Source organism: Psychrobacter sp. TB55-MNA-CIBAN-0194, from assembly GCF_040309505.1.
Lineage (GTDB): Bacteria > Pseudomonadota > Gammaproteobacteria > Pseudomonadales > Moraxellaceae > Psychrobacter > Psychrobacter fozii.
Window position 1 is genome coordinate 1 of sequence record NZ_JBEOOW010000010.1, and the last position, 19,778, is coordinate 19,778.

Sequence of the window (19,778 nt, forward strand, 5' to 3'; positions counted from 1 at the left end):
ATCGCTATGGACAAAGGTCTTCGCTTCGCTATTCGTGAAGGCGGCCGTACTGTAGGTGCTGGTGTTGTTGCTAACGTAAACGTTTAATACTGACCCTAGTATTTAACGCGTTAGTCAAAAGCCGTTCTCTTTATTGAGAACGGCTTTTTTTATGGGGGTTTGTAAGTAAAGAAAACTGTGGTGATATACCTATAATTGACGATAATATAACGTGTATTTCAAGAAAAGAGACAGAAGAGTGCAGATATTTAATATAAAGACACTAAAGGATGAAGCAGAAGAACGTGCAGCGATTATCCAAGCAGTTGCAACTATCGAGAGTGTTGTCCAGTTGCAAGAGTCATGGACTGAAAAAGCCCTAAGCGATTTACTTGAACAAGATAGTATAGATTTAATGGTCGTTATGAGTACGGAGACTGACGAAGTGGTTGGTTACTGCTTATATCAAGTGGTGTTTGAGCAAGCAGAAATCCTGCGTATTGGCACACGCCCTGATTATCAACGCCAAGGTATTGCGTCGCTACTTTTTGCAGAATTAAACACACATCTGAAAGAGATTCAGGTGGAAAGTTTATTATTAGAAGTGCGTGCAGATAACGCTCCTGCGATAGCGTTATACGAAAGACAAGCGTTTGTCGTTATTCATAAACGCAAAGGCTATTATCAACAGCCGCATCAGCCAGCAGTCGATGCTTTAATTATGCAGCATGTTTATCGGTAGTGACATATGAGTTGAATTGGCTTTATTGTTTTAAGATGTTTGTTCATCAGCTTTTATACGATAAATTTAGTCGCTGTTTGCCTGCATAGATTTAAGCTCTTTAATTCGTTCGCTCAAGAGCTCAATCATGATACTGGTATTGGCTTGCTGTTTTTGAACTTGATCCAGCTTTTTTTGATTAAAACTTAATTGTTCATCGAGGCTAATTTTCCCAGCATAGAAATCATTGAAGCTATCTTTCATTTCGTTGAGAGTGAAGCCTACCGTTTGTGCACTCTTGATTAGCTCGATACGTTCGACACATTCTGGATGAAACTCAGTATACAGTCGCGATCCTGCTTGACGCTTACGTGATTTTAGCAAACCCAATTGGTCATAGTGACGCACAGTATCCTTAGTAGTATTGGCTTTTTTTGCTAGCGCCCCAATTAACAAAAACGATTCATCAAATGCCATAGTGGTCTCATAGGTCTGTAAGTAGATGCTTGTTAATAGCCATCACAATGCTCGTTATAAATTGAGCTGCCAAGGTTCTTCGTTATCGAGTTGCGATACTGGCAACGGTTTGTGGGAGTCATTTTGCCATGTGATGGCATCACCAGCTATCAATGTATTTAACTGAGTGAGAAACTCTACACGTGGCAAGGTAGTTGCGCCTAGGCTCATTAGATGATCATTTGGTAATTGACAGTCGACCAACGCTACATGGCTTTGTTCACATAAGCGCATAAGACCCCAAAAAGCTAACTTTGAGGCATTGGAAGCGCAGTGAAACATCGACTCGCCAAAATAGATATTGCCTATTTTTAATCCATAAAGCCCACCAACCAATTGCCCTTTATCATCCCAAACTTCCACACTATGTGCAAACCCTTGCGCATGCAGCTTGGTGTAGGCTTCAATCATTTCATCATGAATCCAAGTATGTTCTCCTTCAGGCTGATTGTCATTGAGGCCGTCGCTGCGTGGCAAGCTACAGGCATGAATTACGTCATCAAACGCTTGATTAAGGGTCAGTTGCCAACGGGCGCGATTCGCTTGTTTGCGTAGTGACTTGCTTGGCTGATAGTCTGTTGGCACTATTACACATCGTGGTTCAGGGCACCACCAAGCGATCGGCTCATCTTCATTAAACCAAGGGAACAGTCCTTGTGCATAAGCAGAGATGAGGGTTTCTGATGCCAAATCGCCACCCATAGCGACGATGCCAATGCCATCAGGGTCAATAGAAATAGGATCAGGAAAGTCATAACGCCCAAGACTTTTTAAGGTCTCAGGCGTGATGTGTTGATCGTTCTGTTGAGTAAAGTTGCCCATTTAAGCTTCTTTATCTGCAGTTAGTGTTGAGTCGTAAGTATGATCACGAGCAACGGTCTCTCCCAATGCATCCAAGTATTTTTCAGCATCAAGTGCTGCCATACAGCCAGTGCCAGCAGATGTGATGGCTTGACGATAGACATGATCGGCGACATCGCCTGCTGCAAACACCCCTTCGATACTGGTTTGCGTGGCATTACCTACTAAGCCGCTTTGAACAGTAAGATAGCCATCTTTCATATCTAGCTGACCTTTGAACAAGTCCGTATTAGGCTTATGACCGATTGCCACAAACATGCCAAATACATCTAGTTGCTTAGTACTGCCATCGATGGTTGATTTGATAACAACGCCATTGACGCCCATGTCATCACCAACCACTTCTTCAACACTGTGATTCCACTCGATTTTGACGTTACCATTTTTGGCTTTTTCGAACAATTTGTCTTGTAGGATTTTCTCAGAGCGTAAGCTATCACGGCGATGCACTAAGGTTACTTCAGAAGCAATGTTTGATAGATATAGAGCTTCTTCGACAGCCGTATTACCACCACCGATGACGGCGACTTTTTGGTTTTTGTAGAAGAAACCATCACAAGTAGCACAAGCTGAAACGCCAAGGCCTCTGAATTTGGTTTCTGACTCTAGCCCTAGGTACTGAGCAGATGCACCTGTTGAGATGATTAGGGCATCACAAGTGTAGCTACCGTTATTACCCGTTAATTGAAAAGGGCGTACATTCAAATTTACTTCGTTGATATGGTCATAGACCAATTCGGTACCGAAGCGTTCTGCATGGGCTTTCATGCGTTCCATCAATGCAGGGCCTGTTAAGTCATGAGCATCGCCCGGCCAGTTATCGACTTCGGTGGTGGTGGTGAGCTGTCCGCCTACTTCCATACCAGTGACCATGACAGGTTTTAGGTTGGCGCGTGCTGCATAAACGGCAGCAGAATAACCAGCAGGACCTGAGCCTAGGATGATGAGTTTTTCGTGACGTGGCGCTGTATTTTCAGTTGCCATGGGTAATTCCTTGCTAAATATAAAAAGTTAAAAATAGGAGTGATTAATAGATCTCTTGCAAAAGTACCAGTTCATTGATTTTCACTGACGGAGTCACGAGGGCTAGCGATGACTTATGCAAGAAATCTAATATAGTAAATTTTTCAAAATAACGACTAATATGGTTTTTTCATTGCTGTGTGATAATAACATAAGGGCACGGCGGGCAAAGTGCAAGTTTGCTAAAATCAACATGGATATCATTAGAATTAAAGCATATAAACCTTGAAGTATTGTTGCCATAAATGACGACTATTTTATAAGGTCTATATAAGATTGTTAGCCTTATTCTGTGAGCTATATTGCTAAAAGTAGGGTTTTTTATCTAAATCGCATATTAGCTAACTTTCTTGCACTCTTTCTTTAGAAGACTGTCGCCACTATGCCTATGTATTTGTTATTATAAGAAGTTATGCCAAGTGTATTGGGGCGCAGAAAGAAGGCTGTCATGACTCATCTTTATGACAGACAATGCGTTCTAAATACTTTGCCAGAGATATTTATATTCGCACTTCTATATCAGTATCTCTATGTCAGCACTTTATGTCAGCATGATTAAGCTTAGTCATGCGTTGACGACCATTTAGTATTAATAAAAAGGCAGATCTTACGTGATATCAGCACCGCTTATTGAGTATTTAAAAAAGGGAATATTTACCCTCCTTGGGTTAATACTGGCCGTTTATCTCTTTGTCATCTTGATGACGTATACAGGTAACGACCCTAGCTGGTCGCATATCAGTAGTGACATGACCACGATTAATAATGTGGGTGGTGCATCGGGTGCTTGGTTATCGGACTTGCTCTATAGCTTCTTTGGTTTTGGTGCATGGTGGCTGCTAGCATTTTTGGTTTATGAGTCTATCCTTATCTGGTGGGACAACAAGCCAACATTTTGGCTGATGCGTTTGATTGCTTATGTGTTTTTATTATTGAGTGCCAGTGCTTTATTTGCACAATTGGTTGCGTTGGTTCAGCACGTAACGGATCCAACAGCGACAAGGCTAGAAGGGGTTGCTGGCGGTATTATAGGGTTGGAGCTACAGTCTCGATTGGCTCAGCTTTTATCGCAGTGGGGGAGTGTACTCTTCTTAACGGTTTTCGTTATTATCACGGCGACTTTTGCCTTTAATATTCATTGGCTTGCGATTTATCAGAAAGTGACAGCGTTGTCATGGTTAGGTTCAGGGGTCAAACACAAAGGCATGGCGCATGATGATATCTCTGCTCAAGAAGGTATTATCTCAGAGCAAAACGATGAAAGTATAGCAACGAATAAAACAGCTAAAGAAATCTCAGAACAGCAGCAGTTACCGCTTGAGCTACACTCTGAAGATAGTGTAAAAGCAGTAGAGAATAGTGGTCGTTTCAGCAATGTCTTATCAGACTTTTTATCAACGTCAGGGCTTGCTGATAGCGTAAAAGCGTCGATGGCAGCAGCAACGCAAGCGGCTATGTCTAATTCAAGTGCTATATCTAATTCAAGTGCCATGTCTAATAATGAAAATAGCCAACAGCTACAGGCGGCAACAGCGACACCTAGCGGTACAATTGATAATACAGTCAATCATGCTAATACATTGCCGACGTCAAGCTCTGTAATGACACCTGTCCGCAAAGTAGAACCGAGCTTTGCTTGGAATGATGCAAATACCGTTGATGATTTATTGGCCAGTGAGCAATTAGCTTATAACACCAATACTATGAACGGTCATGGTTCAGATTCTGCTGCGCCAGTACCTAATAATACTGAATTTAGTCATACCAATACTGAGTCGCTAGAATCAGCTGTGCCATCAGCTCCGACTATATCAAGCGCAAAAATAGCTGACGTTCAATCGCCAATTGAGGATGTCGTATACGGTGAGACGGTTCTTCAAAATACGGCAGATTCTGGGCTTGATGTGCCAGCGGAGAGCATTGATACATTGGCAGATGCTTGGCTAGCAGAGCATGCAGACATTTCAGTACCTACTACTGAAGCGTCTATAGAAGCACTTAAGTCTAGCAGTGTCGCGGAGCAGCCAGTACGAGAAGCAGTCGTAGAGCCTGTGTCAGATTTAACCAGTAGCGATGCTATTAATAGACAGTCCCCTAATAGCAAGCTTTCTGATAATAAGCCTTCGAATATACCTGTTGCTTCAGCTGTTAGTGATACGAGTCCATCTGTCGATAGACCAACTAGTAATCAAACTGAAATATTGAACAATGCTGCGTCGTCGGCTGCGATGGCAAAGTCAGCTACTCAACTGGCAGCAGAAGCTATTGAGCCAATGTCAGAAATGGCTGATATGACGCCTACTAATACACCGCCTGCCAATCCAACATTACCACCAACTGCTGTCGCTGAGCCGGTTGTTGCTCCTAAATCCAATGTGAGTTTTGATATACCTGAAGGAGATTCTAGCAACCATATTGCTGATATGGTGCCAGATGATACGAGCGCTGATGACGCTGCTCCTGTTATGCCACATATTAGCGATGATGCAGCGTTCAGTACCAAGTCACGCTCAATGCAAACGGCGGCTTATCGTAGTAGTTTGTCGCCTATTCCTGAGATGTCGATTTTAGACAATCCAGATCCAAATCGCCAACCGAGTTATACCGAAGAAAAACTGGTTGAGCTATCAGAATTACTAGAAATCAAACTACAAGAATTCAATGTAAAAGCATCAGTCGTCAATGCGATTCCGGGGCCAGTCGTAACACGTTTTGAGGTCGAGCTGGCGGCAGGGGTAAAGGCTAGCAAGGTCACCGGTATTTCGCGTGATTTAGCACGCTCGCTGTCCATGGCATCTCTGCGTGTGGTTGAGGTGATACCGGGTAAGCCTTATATTGGTATTGAAGTACCCAACCCAAAACGTGAAATGGTACGTTTGATAGAGCTGCTAAATACTGAAAAATTCAAAGACCCAAAAGCGCAAATCAGCATGGCAATGGGCAAAGATATTGGCGGTAAACCTATCATTACTGACCTTGCGCGTGCGCCGCATATGCTGGTCGCTGGTACGACAGGTTCTGGTAAATCGGTTCTAGTTAACTCAATGCTACTGTCGATGCTACTCAAATACACGCCCAATGAGCTGCGTCTGATTCTTATTGATCCCAAGCAGCTTGAGCTTGCCAACTATAATGATATTCCGCATCTGTTAACGCCTGTTGTGACTGATATGACGGAAGCTGCCAGTGCTTTGTCATGGTGTGTGGCAGAGATGGAACGCCGCTATCAACTAATGAGCTTACTGAAAGTTCGCAAGCTTGATGAATTCAATAAAAAAGTTCGGGCTGCCGAACAGTCAGGCAATCCTATGCTTGATCCATTATGGCGACCTAATGATAGCGTGAGTATCAGCCAAGCACCCAAACTCAAAACTTTACCAATGATTGTCATCGTCGCGGATGAATTTGCCGATATGATTATGCAGGTCGGAAAACAAGCCGAAGAACTCATCACGCGTTTGGCACAAAAATCGCGGGCAGCCGGTATTCATTTGATGTTAGCAACACAGCGCCCATCGGTGGATGTCATTACGGGTCTGATTAAAGCCAACATCCCAGTACGTGCGGCATTGCGTGTTAACTCAAAAGTCGATTCGCGGACTATTTTGGATAGTGGTGGTGCTGAGGATATGCTAGGCAATGGTGATATGTTGTTCTTAGGGCCTGGGCAAATTGAGCCTGATCGTGTGCATGGTGCGTATGTCAGCGATGAAGAGGTCAACCGTGTGTGTGATGCTTGGCGTGAGCGCGGTGCGCCCGACTATATTGATAACATGGCAGGGAATTTTGAATTATCTAGTCTAGGCAGTGGTGGTAGTTCAAGCAACGCCTCTGGTGAAGATGATGACTTATACAATGACGCGGTTGCCTTTATTATGGAAACGCGTAAAGTCTCGGCTTCTAGTATCCAACGTAAATTTAGTATTGGCTATAACCGTGCAGCACGTATTGTCGACTCGATGGAGGAAGCCGGACTGGTCAGCTCGATGGGTAAAAGCGGCAAGCGTGAGCTGTTGATGTAGCGTTTAGATTTGATGATATAAGAAGGCGAGTCACGAAAGTGGCTCGCCTTTTTTATTGGGTAAGCCTAAGTATGTTTTTAGTGAGATATTAAGTGCTTAGGAATATAATACTAAAATATTGTCATTAAACACACTGTAATTATCTAAGATTAAATTCATGCATGGATAACAGGCAATTCAGTACCTAAGTGACTAATGAGTCCATTTATCAATCATAAGTAGTGGTTTTTTATACTAAACTGACAGTTATTTATCGATAAATATTTGTTAATTTTAAGAATTTTCCATTCAATTACTCTCCAAGGAAGGTCAGTTATGTTCAAAGAGTATACCCAGTACGATGGTCTCGCATTAGCGGCATTGGTCAATGCCGGCGAGGTCAGCGCCAAAGAGGTGCTCGATGCAGCAGTTCACCAAGCAAACACACTCAATCCCAAATTAAATGCCATCATCCATCGCTTTGATGAGCGTGCTTATAATGCGGCGCAGGCAGGATTGCCCTCTGGCGTATTCAATGGCGTGCCGTATCTATTAAAAGATTTATCGTTTAGCTTCGCGGATGAACCCATCACGATGGGCAGTCGTAGTGTCCATATCATCTCAGAAAAAGACAGCGAAATCGTCAAACGGATGAAAGCCACGGGCGTCAATACCTTTGGTAAAACAAACACTCCTGAGTTTGGTTTGATTATCACGACTGAACCCAAAGCTCATGGCGCGACTCATAATCCATTTAAGAAGTACTACAGCTCTGGTGGATCATCTGGCGGCAGTGCAGCAGCAGTAGCGAGTGGTATCGTACCGATGGCAGGCGCAGGTGATGGCGGTGGCTCGATACGTTTCCCCGCTGCGTGGTGCGGCGCGTTTGGACTCAAACCTAGCCGTGGCCGTAACCCAATGGGCCCGTCATTTGGAGAGGGTTGGGAGGGAGCAGTCGCTGACCATGTGATTACACGTAGCGTGCGTGATAGCGCTGCTATGCTCGATGCGACAAGCGGTGTAGAAATCGGTGCTCCGTATGTCATCGCGCCACCACAGGGTACTTTTTTACAAGCCGCCATGCGAGCGCCAAGACAATTAACCATTGCTTTACATCAGAAGCCGTTGATTGCCAATACTGTGGTGGACAAAGAGGTACTGATGGTCCTTGAGCAGACCGCCAAACAGCTAGAAGCCATGGGTCACCGAGTAGTACCTGCCGAACCTAATATTGATATTGAACAATTTTGGCATGATTTTATGGTGGTGGTTTGTGCTCATACCGCATTTACCATTGATAATCTCGAGCGTGACTTTGGTGTCGAGCATATCCAGAATCTAGAGCCGCAAACGTATAATATGGCACTACTAGGTTGCTCACTATCAGCAGTTGATTTGGCTCATGCCAAACATGGCTGGCATCATAGCCAATATCAGACTGGCTTGTTGCTTGAAACCTACGATATGATTTTGTGCCCGACCGTACCCACCCCTGCGGTCAAGCATGGGATATTGCCACCTAGCCGCACGGATGAAATGCTGATGCGTAGTGCAGAGTTTCTCAATAAAGGCTTTGATATGGGTAAGTATGCTTTTCGCTCTGGCATGATTGAAAAACTGAGCCAACCGATACTAGGCAAAATGGCCTTTACATTATTAGGCAATGTCACAGGCCTACCAGCAATGTCGTTGCCACTCGGCATGAGCAAAAAAGGCTTGCCGATTGGTATGCAGTTGATTGGACGTATGAACGATGAAGCCACGCTATTTAATGTGGCAGGTGAGTTTGAGCGTGCTGGATTATTTACTAAAGCTGCTTTTGAACAGTAGGCGCTATTTCTAGCTCATTCACCATTTACCGTTCAAATTGAGTACATGCCCTAGTATATGTTAATCAAAGCGATAAATATCCATACCCAAACTATGATGTGCCATGCTTTGATGGACGACTGAGACGCGCTGACCAGTACCTAGTGCAAAGAACAGCGGTAGCAAATGCTCGTCACTCGGATGAATGTTTTTATAGTTAGGGTATTGCTGCCAGTCTAGAGCAGTGGGTATGTCTGTCTTAAGCTGCTGTAGTAGCCATAGCTTAAAGTCTTTGGCGGCCTGATCGATACTGTCAGATTGCCAACGCATGGCGCTCAGGTTATGTGTAATGTTGCCTGAGCCAATAATAAGTATTTGCTCATTGCGTAGTTGTGCTAGTTGCGCGCCCAATTGATAACAGGCGACACTATCATAATGCCGCGGTAAAGATAGTTGTACGATAGGTATGTCTGCCTCTGGGTACAGATGTCTGAGAGGTGCCCACACACCATGGTCAGACGCACGTACAGGATTGACGCTACAAGTAATACCGCGTGCGGTGAGCTGCTGTGCAAGTGATTCTGCTAGCACAGGATGACCAGCTGCTGGATATTGTAGCTCATACAACTCAGGCGAAAACCCTGAAAAGTCATGCCACGTCTTCGGTTGTGGATTGCTGCTGATTTCAAGCTTGGATGACTGCCAATGCGCAGACATAATAAGGATGGCACGTGGCTTTGGTAGGTTTTGCCCGATACGTGCTAGCGCGCTGGTCGTAGATGATTGTTCAATAGCAAGCGTAGGGGCTCCATGCGAGATAAACAGTGCTGGCAGCTTTGCAAACTTAGTAGCATTGGGTGCTACCTCAGGTGCATCTGCCCAAACGCCCGCCGCAGTGATAGGCATTGGCGCATTAGGATGGGACTCATCGTGTTGATGGCTTGGATGAGAGGCGTCAGGTGTCGAAGTTTTTGGATATTTCATGCTGCATTTATTAGGGTAAGTACGCATTTTTCAATCTGTTTTAGCAGATATCTTTTTTATAAAGCATTTGCTGTCTAGAAATATTTTAGGAGTTTTCAAATATCAAAGCATTTAAAACATGGTCTTGCCAAATACCATTAATCATCAAATATGATTTTGCATATCCTTCTTGTACAAACCCAAGTTTTTTCAATAAAAATGCACTCTTTTTGTTATCAGGTAAATGATTAGCCATCACTCTATGCAGAGCGTATGTATCTCTTATATAAATTAAGGCAGTTGATAATACTTCATACATAATGCCTTTTCCTTCGTATTTTTCATCAATAGAAAAGCCCAAATAACAAGCTTGAAATACCCCAAAGATAAAGTTTGTGAAATTTATAACGGCAATAATTTCTTGAGAGCCTTTCAATGTCACGACAAAATCAACTCCTTTAGCGTCTTTTTGATCAGATACTGAAGCGTCAATACGTTCTTTTATATTGGCTAATGTATAGTATTCAGAGGCCCTTAATGGCTCAAAAAGCGACAGTCTAGTTTTATTTCTAGTGAGATACTTTTGAACTTCTTTAGCCATATCATGATTAATATAAAAAACGTTCGTTCGTTTTGTCTGAAAAGCTCCATGCGAATTCATATATGACCTGATATTTTTTATTCAAATTGGCCGTATTGGTGGTTCACTTAAAATAATTGTACGGCTATTAATTTCCACGGTGGTAAGGATGATTATTATTGATACTCATCGCTCGATATAACTGTTCCATTAGCACAACACGTACCAACGGATGCGGCAATGTCAGCGCTGATAGTGACAGTTTTACATCGGCTTTGGCCAATACTTCTGGCGAAACACCATCTGCACCGCCGATGACTAGAGCGATATCATCGCCTTGCTGCATGCCATCAGCCAATTTATCAGCCAATCCTTCTGTTGAGATCATCTTACCTTTGACATCCAGTACCCATAATTGCTCACGGCCTGATGCGTTATGAGCGGACAATATCGCCTGACCTTCTTGCTCACGGTACTGTGCCAAATTGGCATCTGAAGGGCTTTTTGCGCGTTTTGCCGCAGCCAGCTCAACAATTTCTGTGCTGAGCATGGGTTGGATACGTTTAAAATATTCATCAAAACCCGTCTGTACCCATTTGGGCATTTTATTACCGACGGTTAAAATTCTTACCTTCATAGTAGTTACCATTTCAATAATTGATAAAACGAAAAGTGTGATGCTCTATAGTCAAAGAACTCTAAAATGGGTACAAGGCAGCCGACTGCAGATTGTACAAGTAGTACATCTAAGGAGGGTAACGCCGTAGCAGTTTAGTAGTTCACCGACTATATATTTTACATTAGCGGTGCAATAGTATCTGAGACAGTTGCTTCTGTCTTTGGGTTATCCTTGCTCGCATCAGTCGTGCTTGGCTTTGGAATAATAGTAAGCTGGGCATCAGACTCAAAGACAATGGCTTCAATATCATCGAAACTGTTTATGCCTTCAGAGCGCATCGCACATTCGATTTCTTGACGGGTCAGCCTTTCATCTCGCATTGCATCTGGCAAAAACTGTCCTTGATAAAAGACGATACGTGGTTCAGACAAAATAAAACTGCTAAAGGGCGTTGAAATAGACGCATATTTGGTGACTAAAAACTGCAACATATAAAGTACTAAAATCGATGAAGCCCCTTCGACAAAAGGAATGTCTTTGAGCAAGATAGTACTAGCACCTAATGAGCCGATCATCACGGTGACGACCCAATCAAAGTTGTTGAGCTGTGACGTCGAGCGCTTGCCAGAGATTTTGGTAATCAGCACGATGAATACGTAAATCATAACGGTCGTTAAGACGATACGTCCAAGTTTGTCTATGTTGTCAAAAAATAACATTTCCATGATGCTCGCTCCTATTCAAAGTAAGTCATTGTCCAAAACTTTACCCATTAACGTTAACGCAATAGAGTTTATAGGCGATACAGCTCAATAACTGAGTCAGTTTTTCGCTGCTTATAGTTTTTCTGTGCTTGCCAATTTCCTATCTAGTCTTGCGTTTGGGGTCAAGTAGGCTGTTGAGCACCCAAAGACTGATTCGAGCACTGACCAATGTGAGCACCAAGATCATGACGAGTGCTGAGAGCAGTGGTAAAGGTTTTTGCATTGCCATATCGACTAAGACTTCACGGCTCACTGTGTCAAATAACCAAAACCATATGGCTACAAAGTAAAGCGCAGTCACCAGCCAGATAACAGCAACTCCGCTCAGCATAATGCGATTAATTTCACTTCTATCCAATGCTCGCTGTTGATGCTTGACGAATTTACTGACGGCGATGTAAGCCCCAATAATGATAGACAGCACCGTGACCAGTTGTGAGCTCAAGGTAAGCTGGGTTTGAATCATCATAAACACTGCGCTGGCAAGTGTATAACCAACTGCAAAAAAACCAACATACTGCGCCAGTTTGGGTTGAGCCAATCCATGATTTTTCGTTAGCCCATCGCGACTCGACTGAGGGCTAGGCTTGCTAAGATTGGTTATCTTGCGTGGCATAATCTGACCTTTATAAGGGTAAAAGCGTAATGTAATTGATATATTATCAATTATTCATTAAAAAGTATTTTTGATAAAAGTAATCAATGCTCAGCGGTCCAATCGAGCATCGCATCCAATACTGGTCTGGCAGTATAAGTGTTTAGAGATTGCTCACTATTGATAAGTCCCACGACGACATAATCCTGCCCTGACAAGCCTTTGACATAACCTGCCATCGAGGTCACGTTATTTAGAGTACCCGTTTTTATCCATGCACGGCCAATGGCTGCTGATTCGGGCAAACGTTCGCCATGCGCGGTGATAGTGCCACTGACACCTGCCACACCTAGTGAATTGACGTAAGCATCGAAGCTTGGACTATTATAGGCGTATGTTAAAAGTTCGCTTAGATTGGCCGCGCTGATGGTGCATTCGCGGCAGAGTCCTGAGCCGTTGGTTAGATGAGGCGGTGGCGTGCTGAGATTGGTTTGCCACCATTGGTTGATGCTCTGTAGTGCCGCTGGATAGTCAGTAGTAATGGGTTTGCCAAATTGGTATAAGCTGCTTTCATTTCTATGGTTCTTTACATATTTTTCGTCATGAGTTTTAACGCCATCGGCATTGCTATATGCTCCTATCGATAGAGCCACTTGTTCCGCCATTACATTATTGGAGAAGTGATTAATATCATAAATTTGCTGAGTGAGATTCAGTGATGGGTAGCTGACAATGGGGAGCGGTGACATAGACAATGCTGTGAGACCATGTGTCGACTTTAGAGACTTTGTCCCAGCATAAGGCACTTCTTGTGTGATGACATCACCACTGAGTGTATTGCCTAGCGCCTGCCATTTTTCGGCGATGATACGTGCAGCAAAGTCTTTGGCATCAGGATACGCAACATAAAAAACATGCTCACCACAGCTGCTTGGCAAGTTGGCATTTAACATCAGTTGTTTGGCTTTCCACTGCGGCGAGAGGCTATAGCTTGCTTGTCCACAGTTCGCTGAGCGTGTATTGATGGTAGTGGGTAATTGATAATTTGCTAATTGCGGCGTATAAATCAGGCTAGCTTGACCATTATCTAATGGGTAGCTTTTGATACCAATAGTGCTGAAGTTAACCAAAAACCCATCGGGACTGGCGTTATAAGGACGTAGCGGCGAGTTATCGAAGGCGGCAGGATCTTTAGTGATATTTTTAAAGACAGCGCTGTCGATAACAATATCTCCGTCGATGTGATGGATACCAGCTGATTGTACTTTATAGAGCAATTGCGCCAAACGCTCATGGGTCATTTTTGGATCGCCACTGCCTTGGATAACCAAGTCGCCGTGTAGACGATCACCGATGATAAGGCCAGTATGGTAGACACGTGTATGCCAGACAAAGCCAGTCCCCAAGGTATCTAAAGCGATAAAGCTGGGAACGAGTTTCATGGTGCTGGCAGGCGTACGAGCGACATCGGGTTGATGACTCAGTAATGGTGAAAATGACATCTTGATAGCAGGTGTACCCGTGTTGCTATCAGCATTATCATTTTCATAGCTATTATGGTCATCAATGACCGTTGTTTTTGATGAGTTACCCAGTACTGTTGGGATACTTTCTAAACTTTGGTAAGTATAAGGGTCATCCGTATAAGCATGCAGTGCTTGCTCACGCTTTTTAATCGTGCGCTGTTCAATCGTAATCAATGTGCTTGGTTGCACTAAATAGTTTTTTTCATCGCGAGTGTCATTCTGCGTTGTTTTCTGGCCACTGTTATTGGTGTCAGAAGTTGCTTTAGTTGTTAATGCTGTTTGCGAATTGTTGTTAGAAGAGCTATCCGATTGGCTGTCAATGACTTGAATAGGAGCAGGCAGGTGACTGGCATTTTTATCACCGACTGGCGTGATGACGATGCTGATATTAGCTTCCGTTAAATCAGCTCGTGATAATGCTGCTTGAATGGCTGCTGGCAATGCTGCCTGTGCATATAATGGCGTTGCGATTAATGCTAATACAGCCAAGCGTTTACTAACCTGATTAAACGGTCGTAGATGGTGAAAAATCGGTGAAAGTTTGGCAACAAGGGCAGGAGTACGAGAGCGTTTGGAAGTAGGTCGCATGAGCATCTTTTAGTCGGTGGTAAAAGCCGACTATACTAACATGAGTTGCTGTTTTCGCGTAGGTTGAGAGGCTTGTTAAAAGCTCGATTTTGTTATCTATAAATGATATTAACGCACGTGCAAAAAGGCCATCGCCGTCATAATGGCATCGTTATAAGCATCGTGAGCGCCCAGATCAGGGATATTATAGTGCGCTAATATATTGGTCAAATGCTGCGATTGGCCAGAGAGGCCTTGGGTGTGACCACTCATACGACGACTGTATAAATGGCGCACATCGATGATTTCATTGGGTAGCGTGGTGCCCATATAGCACTTGACCAAAGGATTCAAAAACCCAGTATCTAGCTGCGTACAAAACCCAATAATAGGTCGGTTATCTATGAACGGTAGCAGTAGCGCCAGCATTTCATCATAGCTCATACCATGCTCGACATCAGCGGTACGCAAGCCGTGAATGACAATGGTATCGCGGTCAGGCATCACCGGTGGTCTACAGACCAAGTGCATGCCATTGCCCGTATCGATGGTATTGCCATTGATATGAATCGCTGCGACAGACAGTACATGATGCTTTTTGGGATTGAGTCCTGTCATCTCACAGTCAATCGCCACCCACTGCTCAGCCATCGGTTGGGTAAACATCGAGGCCAACTCTAGACGCTGTAATTGCGTCTTTTGCCAAGTGCAAGACAACTGTTTTAGCCAACTCATATGCGTGCTCATTTGTTTATGCTATTTCTAATTGATAGTGCTGACGTAGCTGTGTTTTAAAGCTTTTGACCACGGACAGACACTCTTTTAGCAAGTCACGCTCAAGCGCCGTCAGCGTCGTTGGATTCACTTGGCGTGCGTGTCTGTCATCGGTAGACAGAGCAACTGATAGACGTTGTGCCATAAAGAATTCCAAAGCCTCTAACAAGTTGTCTGCACGCTCTTGGGTTAATGCTTGGTTTTTTACCAAAGCCTTTAGGCGATTCTTGGTACTAGGGACTTCTAAGATGTCATTCTCTAATGCTAAAGTGCGAATACCATGAACCAGTGGAAAGATACCAGCTTTTTTTAGGTCGATATCTTGAGAGTCTGATTTACCACCTAGTAATGGAACGAATTTTTGCCACCACTGATTCACATCACCGAACTGTAGCGCGGCGCGTGCGAACAGGCGTACAAACATAGGGTCTGACTGTCGGTGGGCTACTTTTAGATGTTGACGTACTTGAGTCAATAACGACTCGTCACCGCAAACATATTCACCATCGAGGATAGCGGACAAATAAATACCATGCATCGGATCGGTGTTTTTAAACCATAAACTGATTTGCGCATTAAACGCTTTTAGTGGCTGTCGCCACATGGGGTTGGTCATCATGATATTGCCGTCGCACAAAGGATAACCTAGGGTAGCCAAATGGCTATTAAAAGTATCAGCAAACTGTGCTAAATCATCATGGGTGTAACCATCACGCATGATGAGTGCATTATCTTGGTCAGTACGCATGATTTGCTCACCGCGACCCTCTGACCCCATGACGATAAGGCAGGTGTTTTTCATGACTTCATCAGGCACGATGAGTTGCCACAGTTTGGTAAATACCTGTGCGTTGAGCGTCTGTACCATGCGACTGATGTTGCCGATTTTGACACCATTTTGATGTTGCACACGAATATAACGACCGATAAGCTCGACAGCAGTATTTAGGCTTGATAGATCTTTTGCCTGCTCGATTTGAATACTAATGAGTTGTGAATGATGACCAATATGAGCGAGCATATCGCTCTGTCCAAGTACTCCTGCCACGTCACCATTATGATCAATCACTGGCAATCTATGGATACGATAGCGAGTCATGGTCAATAGAGCATCGCCAATTTCATCAGTCGCGTTGATGGTACGCAGGTTAAAGTTAGCATAACGCTGGCAGGCAGTCGTGGCAGGATTCTGCTGCTCACTCACCGCGCGGCAAATATCGGTATCGGTTAAAATCCCCAATAGATGCCCTGTGCCATGATGTTCATTTTCAGTATTGTCTAAAGGATTTGATGGTCGCACCAGTACGTGTTTTAGCCCTACTTGGGTCATGATGCAAGCGGCGTCATATAAGCTGTTACTGGCATCCACAATATGTACGGGCAATAAACTGACATCTATCACTGGTTGCAGCATGATTTGCTGAACTTCTTGCTGATCGTTATAGGCGTTAGGATTGGTTACTTTGTGATTGCGTCGCTGCTGTAAGGCTTTTAATCGTTCAGGGAGTTTGTCAGATAGCATTTGGCGTACTAGATGATTTTGTGCGCTGATTTTATCGACTGCGCTACCAGCGACCTGTAGTAGCAAAGTGTCTTCGGCAGCTGTAAATTGATAGGTTTGTACGGCTTCGGTATTAGGAACGCCGTTTGCCGATGACTCGGGCAGACGACGACTATCGAACCAGTCGTTATTATTGAGATGGTCAGAATGATTGCTACCTAGATAGGAGCCAACGAACTCACCGTCAAGTGACTGCTCAATTTGTCCTTTGATGACCACATACAGACATTGCAGCTCTTCTGCTAGCAGGCTTTCGCTTTTGGCAAGATAGCGGATTTGGGTGTTTTTTCTAATACTTTGACGTTCAGCCATACTTAATACATCAAAGGGCGGCTGGGTAAAATCAAGATGGGCCATGGCATCATCCTTGATGGCATATTGGGCGTGTCTTCATTTTGAAAATGGTGATAAAAATGAGATAAATTGCAGCTAAACGAGGAAAGTAGTGCAGATAATATTGAGATATTAGTAAGCTACTTGACGCAGTTTGGCAAAGATTTAACCATTTTTAGTCCATTTAAAGTTTATTGTTCAGAGTGAGGACACGCCCTAGGTAAAAGATACTTTACTATAGCACTATTGCAGCAAAAAACCTCTAATAACCACATTTATATTGTGGCTATTAGAGGTTGGTATTTTTCTTGAAGATTAATGCATGTAAAGCGACTGCTTATACATTCTATGAATTGTGCACCTTACGCACCAAGTAATTTTCGAATACGGCTTATCGCTTCACGGCTTTCATCGACACTAGCGACCAGAGCAATACGCACATAACCTTGCCCAGGGTTTTTACCATTCACCTCACGTGATAGATAGCGACCTGCTAAAGCATGAATATTGGCTTGCTCATACAGCGCTTTGACAAACAGCTCGTCATTACCATTGAACTGCTTAGGCGCTTTTATCCAAAAGTAAAATCCAGCCTCAGGCATCCGCAACTCTAATAGATCGCCAAGCTCCGACATCCATAAGGAAAATTTTTCTTGATAGAGTGCGCGATTATGCGCTACATGCTTTTCATCTTGCCAAGCAGCGATAGAGGCGAGCTGGTGCGGTATGGGCATGGCACAGCCTTGATAGGTGCGATATTGCAGATACGCCTGCAAAATATTGGCATCACCCGCCACAAATCCTGAGCGTAAACCAGGCAGGTTTGAGCGTTTGGACAAAGAGTGAAAGACGATACAGTTTTTAAATTTATGACGACCGAGTGTCGCGCAAGCTTGCAACAGTCCAATCGGCGCTGTATCAAAATACAGCTCGCTATAGCATTCGTCACTAGCAATGATAAAATCGTACTGATCAGATAGGCGAATGAGGTATTCCCAATCATCTATCGTCATGACGGAACCTGTCGGATTGTTCGGACTACAGACAAACAAAAGCTGCGTGCGTGCCCAAACTTCTTTTGGTACTGCGCGATAATCCCCTTTAAAGTCATTATCTAGTGTGCAAGGTACAAAGTAAGGCGTTGCCTGTGCCAATATGGCCGCACCCTCGTATATTTGATAAAACGGGTTGGGCATGACCACGGTAGGAGGTTGACCAGATACAGACAGCGAATGATTGCCAGTATCGATGACTTTGTGATCGACGACCGCTTGTACCAAACTAAAAATAGCCTCGCGTGTTCCCATCACTGGCAATACTTGTGTATTAGCATCGACATGATTTAAGAAAAACCGCTTCTCTAACCAGTGTGCAATGGTTTGGCGTAGTTCAAACAGGCCATTGGTCGTTGGATAACGGCTTATTTTGTCCAAATTTTCGCGTAGTACGTCCAGTACAAAAGCGGGTGGCTCATGCTTTGGTTCACCAATACCCAGTTTGATTTCACTGTAGTTATGGGCTGGGGTGCTATCGGCCAGTAGTGTAGCCATTTTTGCAAAAGGGTAAAGATGCAGATACGTTAAGTTGTGATTCATAGGTAGGGTAACTATAATAGACAATTAATAATAAAGTTATAAAGAAAATTTACATTTAAGCAGTGTAGCACTTCTCTTGTTTTTTGTCTTTTTCTTCTTTTCATGCTCAGACTGCCAAGCTATTTGACCGTAAATGATGAAACAGACACAGAAGTAATGTACTGAAAAATGCTCAGAAAATCTTATCAATTGATAACTTATAACAATACAAAAATCTCTATCAGTCTTAATGATAGATCATGGTAAGGATAATTTGATATGCCTAGTGTTGCAAAACCCGATAGTCTTGACGCTAAAGATATCAATGATGAAAACTCTAATAGTAGCCTGCCGCGTACTAAATTGTACGAGCGACTCAAGCAACGTGAGCACAGCTGGTGGCAATCGCGTCAGCAACTGATTAACCGTAAAGAAAGAAAAATGTTTTGGTACGGTGAAAACAGCCTGATGATGTGGTTCTTATGGCAATTGGTCAGCTATGTCATCGTGGCAATGCTGCTGATGTTACTTAGCAAGTTGCTGGGTATCATGCTGCCTTTATGGCAATATGTTGCTATGTTTACCTTACAGACAATCATATTTTTGGTCATGTTGGCAGCCAAAGGTCAAATGGCGAATACTTTGCAACGCAAAATTGACAAAGATGAGTTGCTACGTGAAGAAGCTATGAATGAAATGATTATTCTAGCAGAGGACAGTCTCTATCCAGATGTGCATGCCCATGCCCCTCTTTCGCTAAGAGAGATGTATGAATATTTTGATAAAAGCTTCCATTTAGCAAGTTTGCATTGTTTGCTAAAAAGAGAGGTCGATGCTGGGCGTTTAATACTGACGCAAAAGCATATCGAAGCAGAGATTTTGCCGCCAGATCTTGCTGATGATGAGCTTAATGAGCACGCTAGCGAGATGATATACAAAAGCACTTTATAAAAAACAGCTTTGCTATTAGGTATTAATGTAGTGGGGTATCAAGGCAAGTAGATATAAAAAA

17 protein-coding genes are annotated in these 19,778 nt (G+C 43.6%); 5 read left to right on the forward strand and 12 right to left on the reverse strand.

Going from position 1 to position 19,778, the window contains the following annotated elements; translation table 11 throughout:
* Together AAEY75_RS11720 and rimI are read left to right on the forward strand one after the other, a co-directional pair.
* Positions 1 to 87: EF-Tu C-terminal domain-related protein (locus tag AAEY75_RS11720; protein ID WP_502944405.1), on the forward strand; the 87-nt coding region annotated here is incomplete at its 5' end.
* Between the two features lie 151 nt (positions 88 to 238).
* Entirely contained in the window at positions 239 to 721 is a 483-nt protein-coding gene (rimI, locus tag AAEY75_RS11725; RefSeq protein ID WP_352259667.1) for a ribosomal protein S18-alanine N-acetyltransferase, read from the forward strand.
* A gap of 66 nt (positions 722 to 787) precedes the next feature.
* Here rimI and AAEY75_RS11730 read toward each other — a convergent pair whose 3' ends face one another.
* Genes AAEY75_RS11730 through trxB form a run of 3 tightly spaced genes read right to left on the reverse strand, consistent with a single transcriptional unit; the run spans position 788 to position 3,061 of the window.
* A complete protein-coding gene (locus AAEY75_RS11730; RefSeq protein WP_197217966.1) occupies positions 788 to 1,177 on the reverse strand; it encodes a MerR family transcriptional regulator in 390 nt (129 codons plus the stop codon).
* Between the two features lie 54 nt (positions 1,178 to 1,231).
* Positions 1,232 to 2,038 (reverse strand): leucyl/phenylalanyl-tRNA--protein transferase, encoded by an 807-nt coding sequence (gene aat, locus AAEY75_RS11735; RefSeq protein WP_352259668.1) that lies wholly within the window; start codon positions 2,036 to 2,038, stop codon positions 1,232 to 1,234.
* Positions 2,039 to 3,061 (reverse strand): thioredoxin-disulfide reductase, encoded by a 1,023-nt coding sequence (trxB, locus tag AAEY75_RS11740; RefSeq protein WP_197217962.1) that lies wholly within the window; start codon positions 3,059 to 3,061, stop codon positions 2,039 to 2,041.
* A gap of 650 nt (positions 3,062 to 3,711) precedes the next feature.
* Here trxB and AAEY75_RS11745 point away from each other — a divergent pair.
* Both AAEY75_RS11745 and AAEY75_RS11750 read left to right on the forward strand, forming a co-directional pair.
* A complete protein-coding gene (locus AAEY75_RS11745; protein ID WP_352259669.1) occupies positions 3,712 to 7,122 on the forward strand; it encodes a DNA translocase FtsK 4TM domain-containing protein in 3,411 nt (1,136 codons plus the stop codon).
* 315 nt (positions 7,123 to 7,437) lie between these two features.
* On the forward strand, positions 7,438 to 8,931 hold the full coding sequence (locus tag AAEY75_RS11750) for an amidase (RefSeq protein ID WP_352259670.1): 1,494 nt from the start codon (positions 7,438 to 7,440) through the stop codon (positions 8,929 to 8,931).
* 60 nt (positions 8,932 to 8,991) lie between these two features.
* Here AAEY75_RS11750 and AAEY75_RS11755 read toward each other — a convergent pair whose 3' ends face one another.
* From AAEY75_RS11755 to dapC, 9 genes are all read right to left on the reverse strand, one after another.
* On the reverse strand, positions 8,992 to 9,921 hold the full coding sequence (locus tag AAEY75_RS11755) for a DODA-type extradiol aromatic ring-opening family dioxygenase (protein WP_352259671.1): 930 nt from the start codon (positions 9,919 to 9,921) through the stop codon (positions 8,992 to 8,994).
* 58 nt (positions 9,922 to 9,979) lie between these two features.
* On the reverse strand, positions 9,980 to 10,534 hold the full coding sequence (locus AAEY75_RS11760; RefSeq protein ID WP_352259672.1) for a GNAT family N-acetyltransferase: 555 nt from the start codon (positions 10,532 to 10,534) through the stop codon (positions 9,980 to 9,982).
* Between the two features lie 67 nt (positions 10,535 to 10,601).
* Positions 10,602 to 11,090, reverse strand: a complete 489-nt coding sequence (rlmH, locus tag AAEY75_RS11765) for a 23S rRNA (pseudouridine(1915)-N(3))-methyltransferase RlmH (protein ID WP_352259673.1) — start codon at positions 11,088 to 11,090, stop codon at positions 10,602 to 10,604.
* A gap of 158 nt (positions 11,091 to 11,248) precedes the next feature.
* The gene (locus AAEY75_RS11770; protein ID WP_352259674.1) at positions 11,249 to 11,797 is read right to left on the reverse strand and encodes a DUF421 domain-containing protein; all 549 of its coding nucleotides are present in this window, start codon (positions 11,795 to 11,797) and stop codon (positions 11,249 to 11,251) included.
* Between the two features lie 139 nt (positions 11,798 to 11,936).
* Positions 11,937 to 12,452: an ABZJ_00895 family protein gene (locus tag AAEY75_RS11775; protein ID WP_352259675.1), complete on the reverse strand. Its 516-nt coding sequence runs from the start codon at positions 12,450 to 12,452 to the stop codon at positions 11,937 to 11,939.
* 83 nt (positions 12,453 to 12,535) lie between these two features.
* Complete coding sequence (gene dacB, locus AAEY75_RS11780) at positions 12,536 to 14,545, reverse strand: D-alanyl-D-alanine carboxypeptidase/D-alanyl-D-alanine endopeptidase (protein ID WP_352259676.1); 2,010 nt, start codon at positions 14,543 to 14,545, stop codon at positions 12,536 to 12,538.
* Positions 14,546 to 14,653: 108 nt separating this feature from the next.
* Positions 14,654 to 15,259 carry a 3'-5' exonuclease gene (locus tag AAEY75_RS11785; RefSeq protein WP_352259677.1) on the reverse strand — a complete coding sequence of 202 codons (606 nt, stop codon included), beginning with the start codon at positions 15,257 to 15,259 and terminating at the stop codon, positions 14,654 to 14,656.
* Positions 15,260 to 15,275: 16 nt separating this feature from the next.
* A complete protein-coding gene (locus AAEY75_RS11790; RefSeq protein ID WP_352259678.1) occupies positions 15,276 to 17,216 on the reverse strand; it encodes a DUF294 nucleotidyltransferase-like domain-containing protein in 1,941 nt (646 codons plus the stop codon).
* 338 nt (positions 17,217 to 17,554) lie between these two features.
* Complete coding sequence (dapC, locus tag AAEY75_RS11795) at positions 17,555 to 18,787, reverse strand: succinyldiaminopimelate transaminase (RefSeq protein ID WP_352259679.1); 1,233 nt, start codon at positions 18,785 to 18,787, stop codon at positions 17,555 to 17,557.
* Between the two features lie 258 nt (positions 18,788 to 19,045).
* On the opposite strand from dapC, the gene AAEY75_RS11800 reads away from it, so the two are divergent.
* The gene (locus AAEY75_RS11800; RefSeq protein WP_352259680.1) at positions 19,046 to 19,717 is read left to right on the forward strand and encodes a hypothetical protein; all 672 of its coding nucleotides are present in this window, start codon (positions 19,046 to 19,048) and stop codon (positions 19,715 to 19,717) included.
* The last annotated feature ends 61 nt before the right edge of the window (positions 19,718 to 19,778 follow it).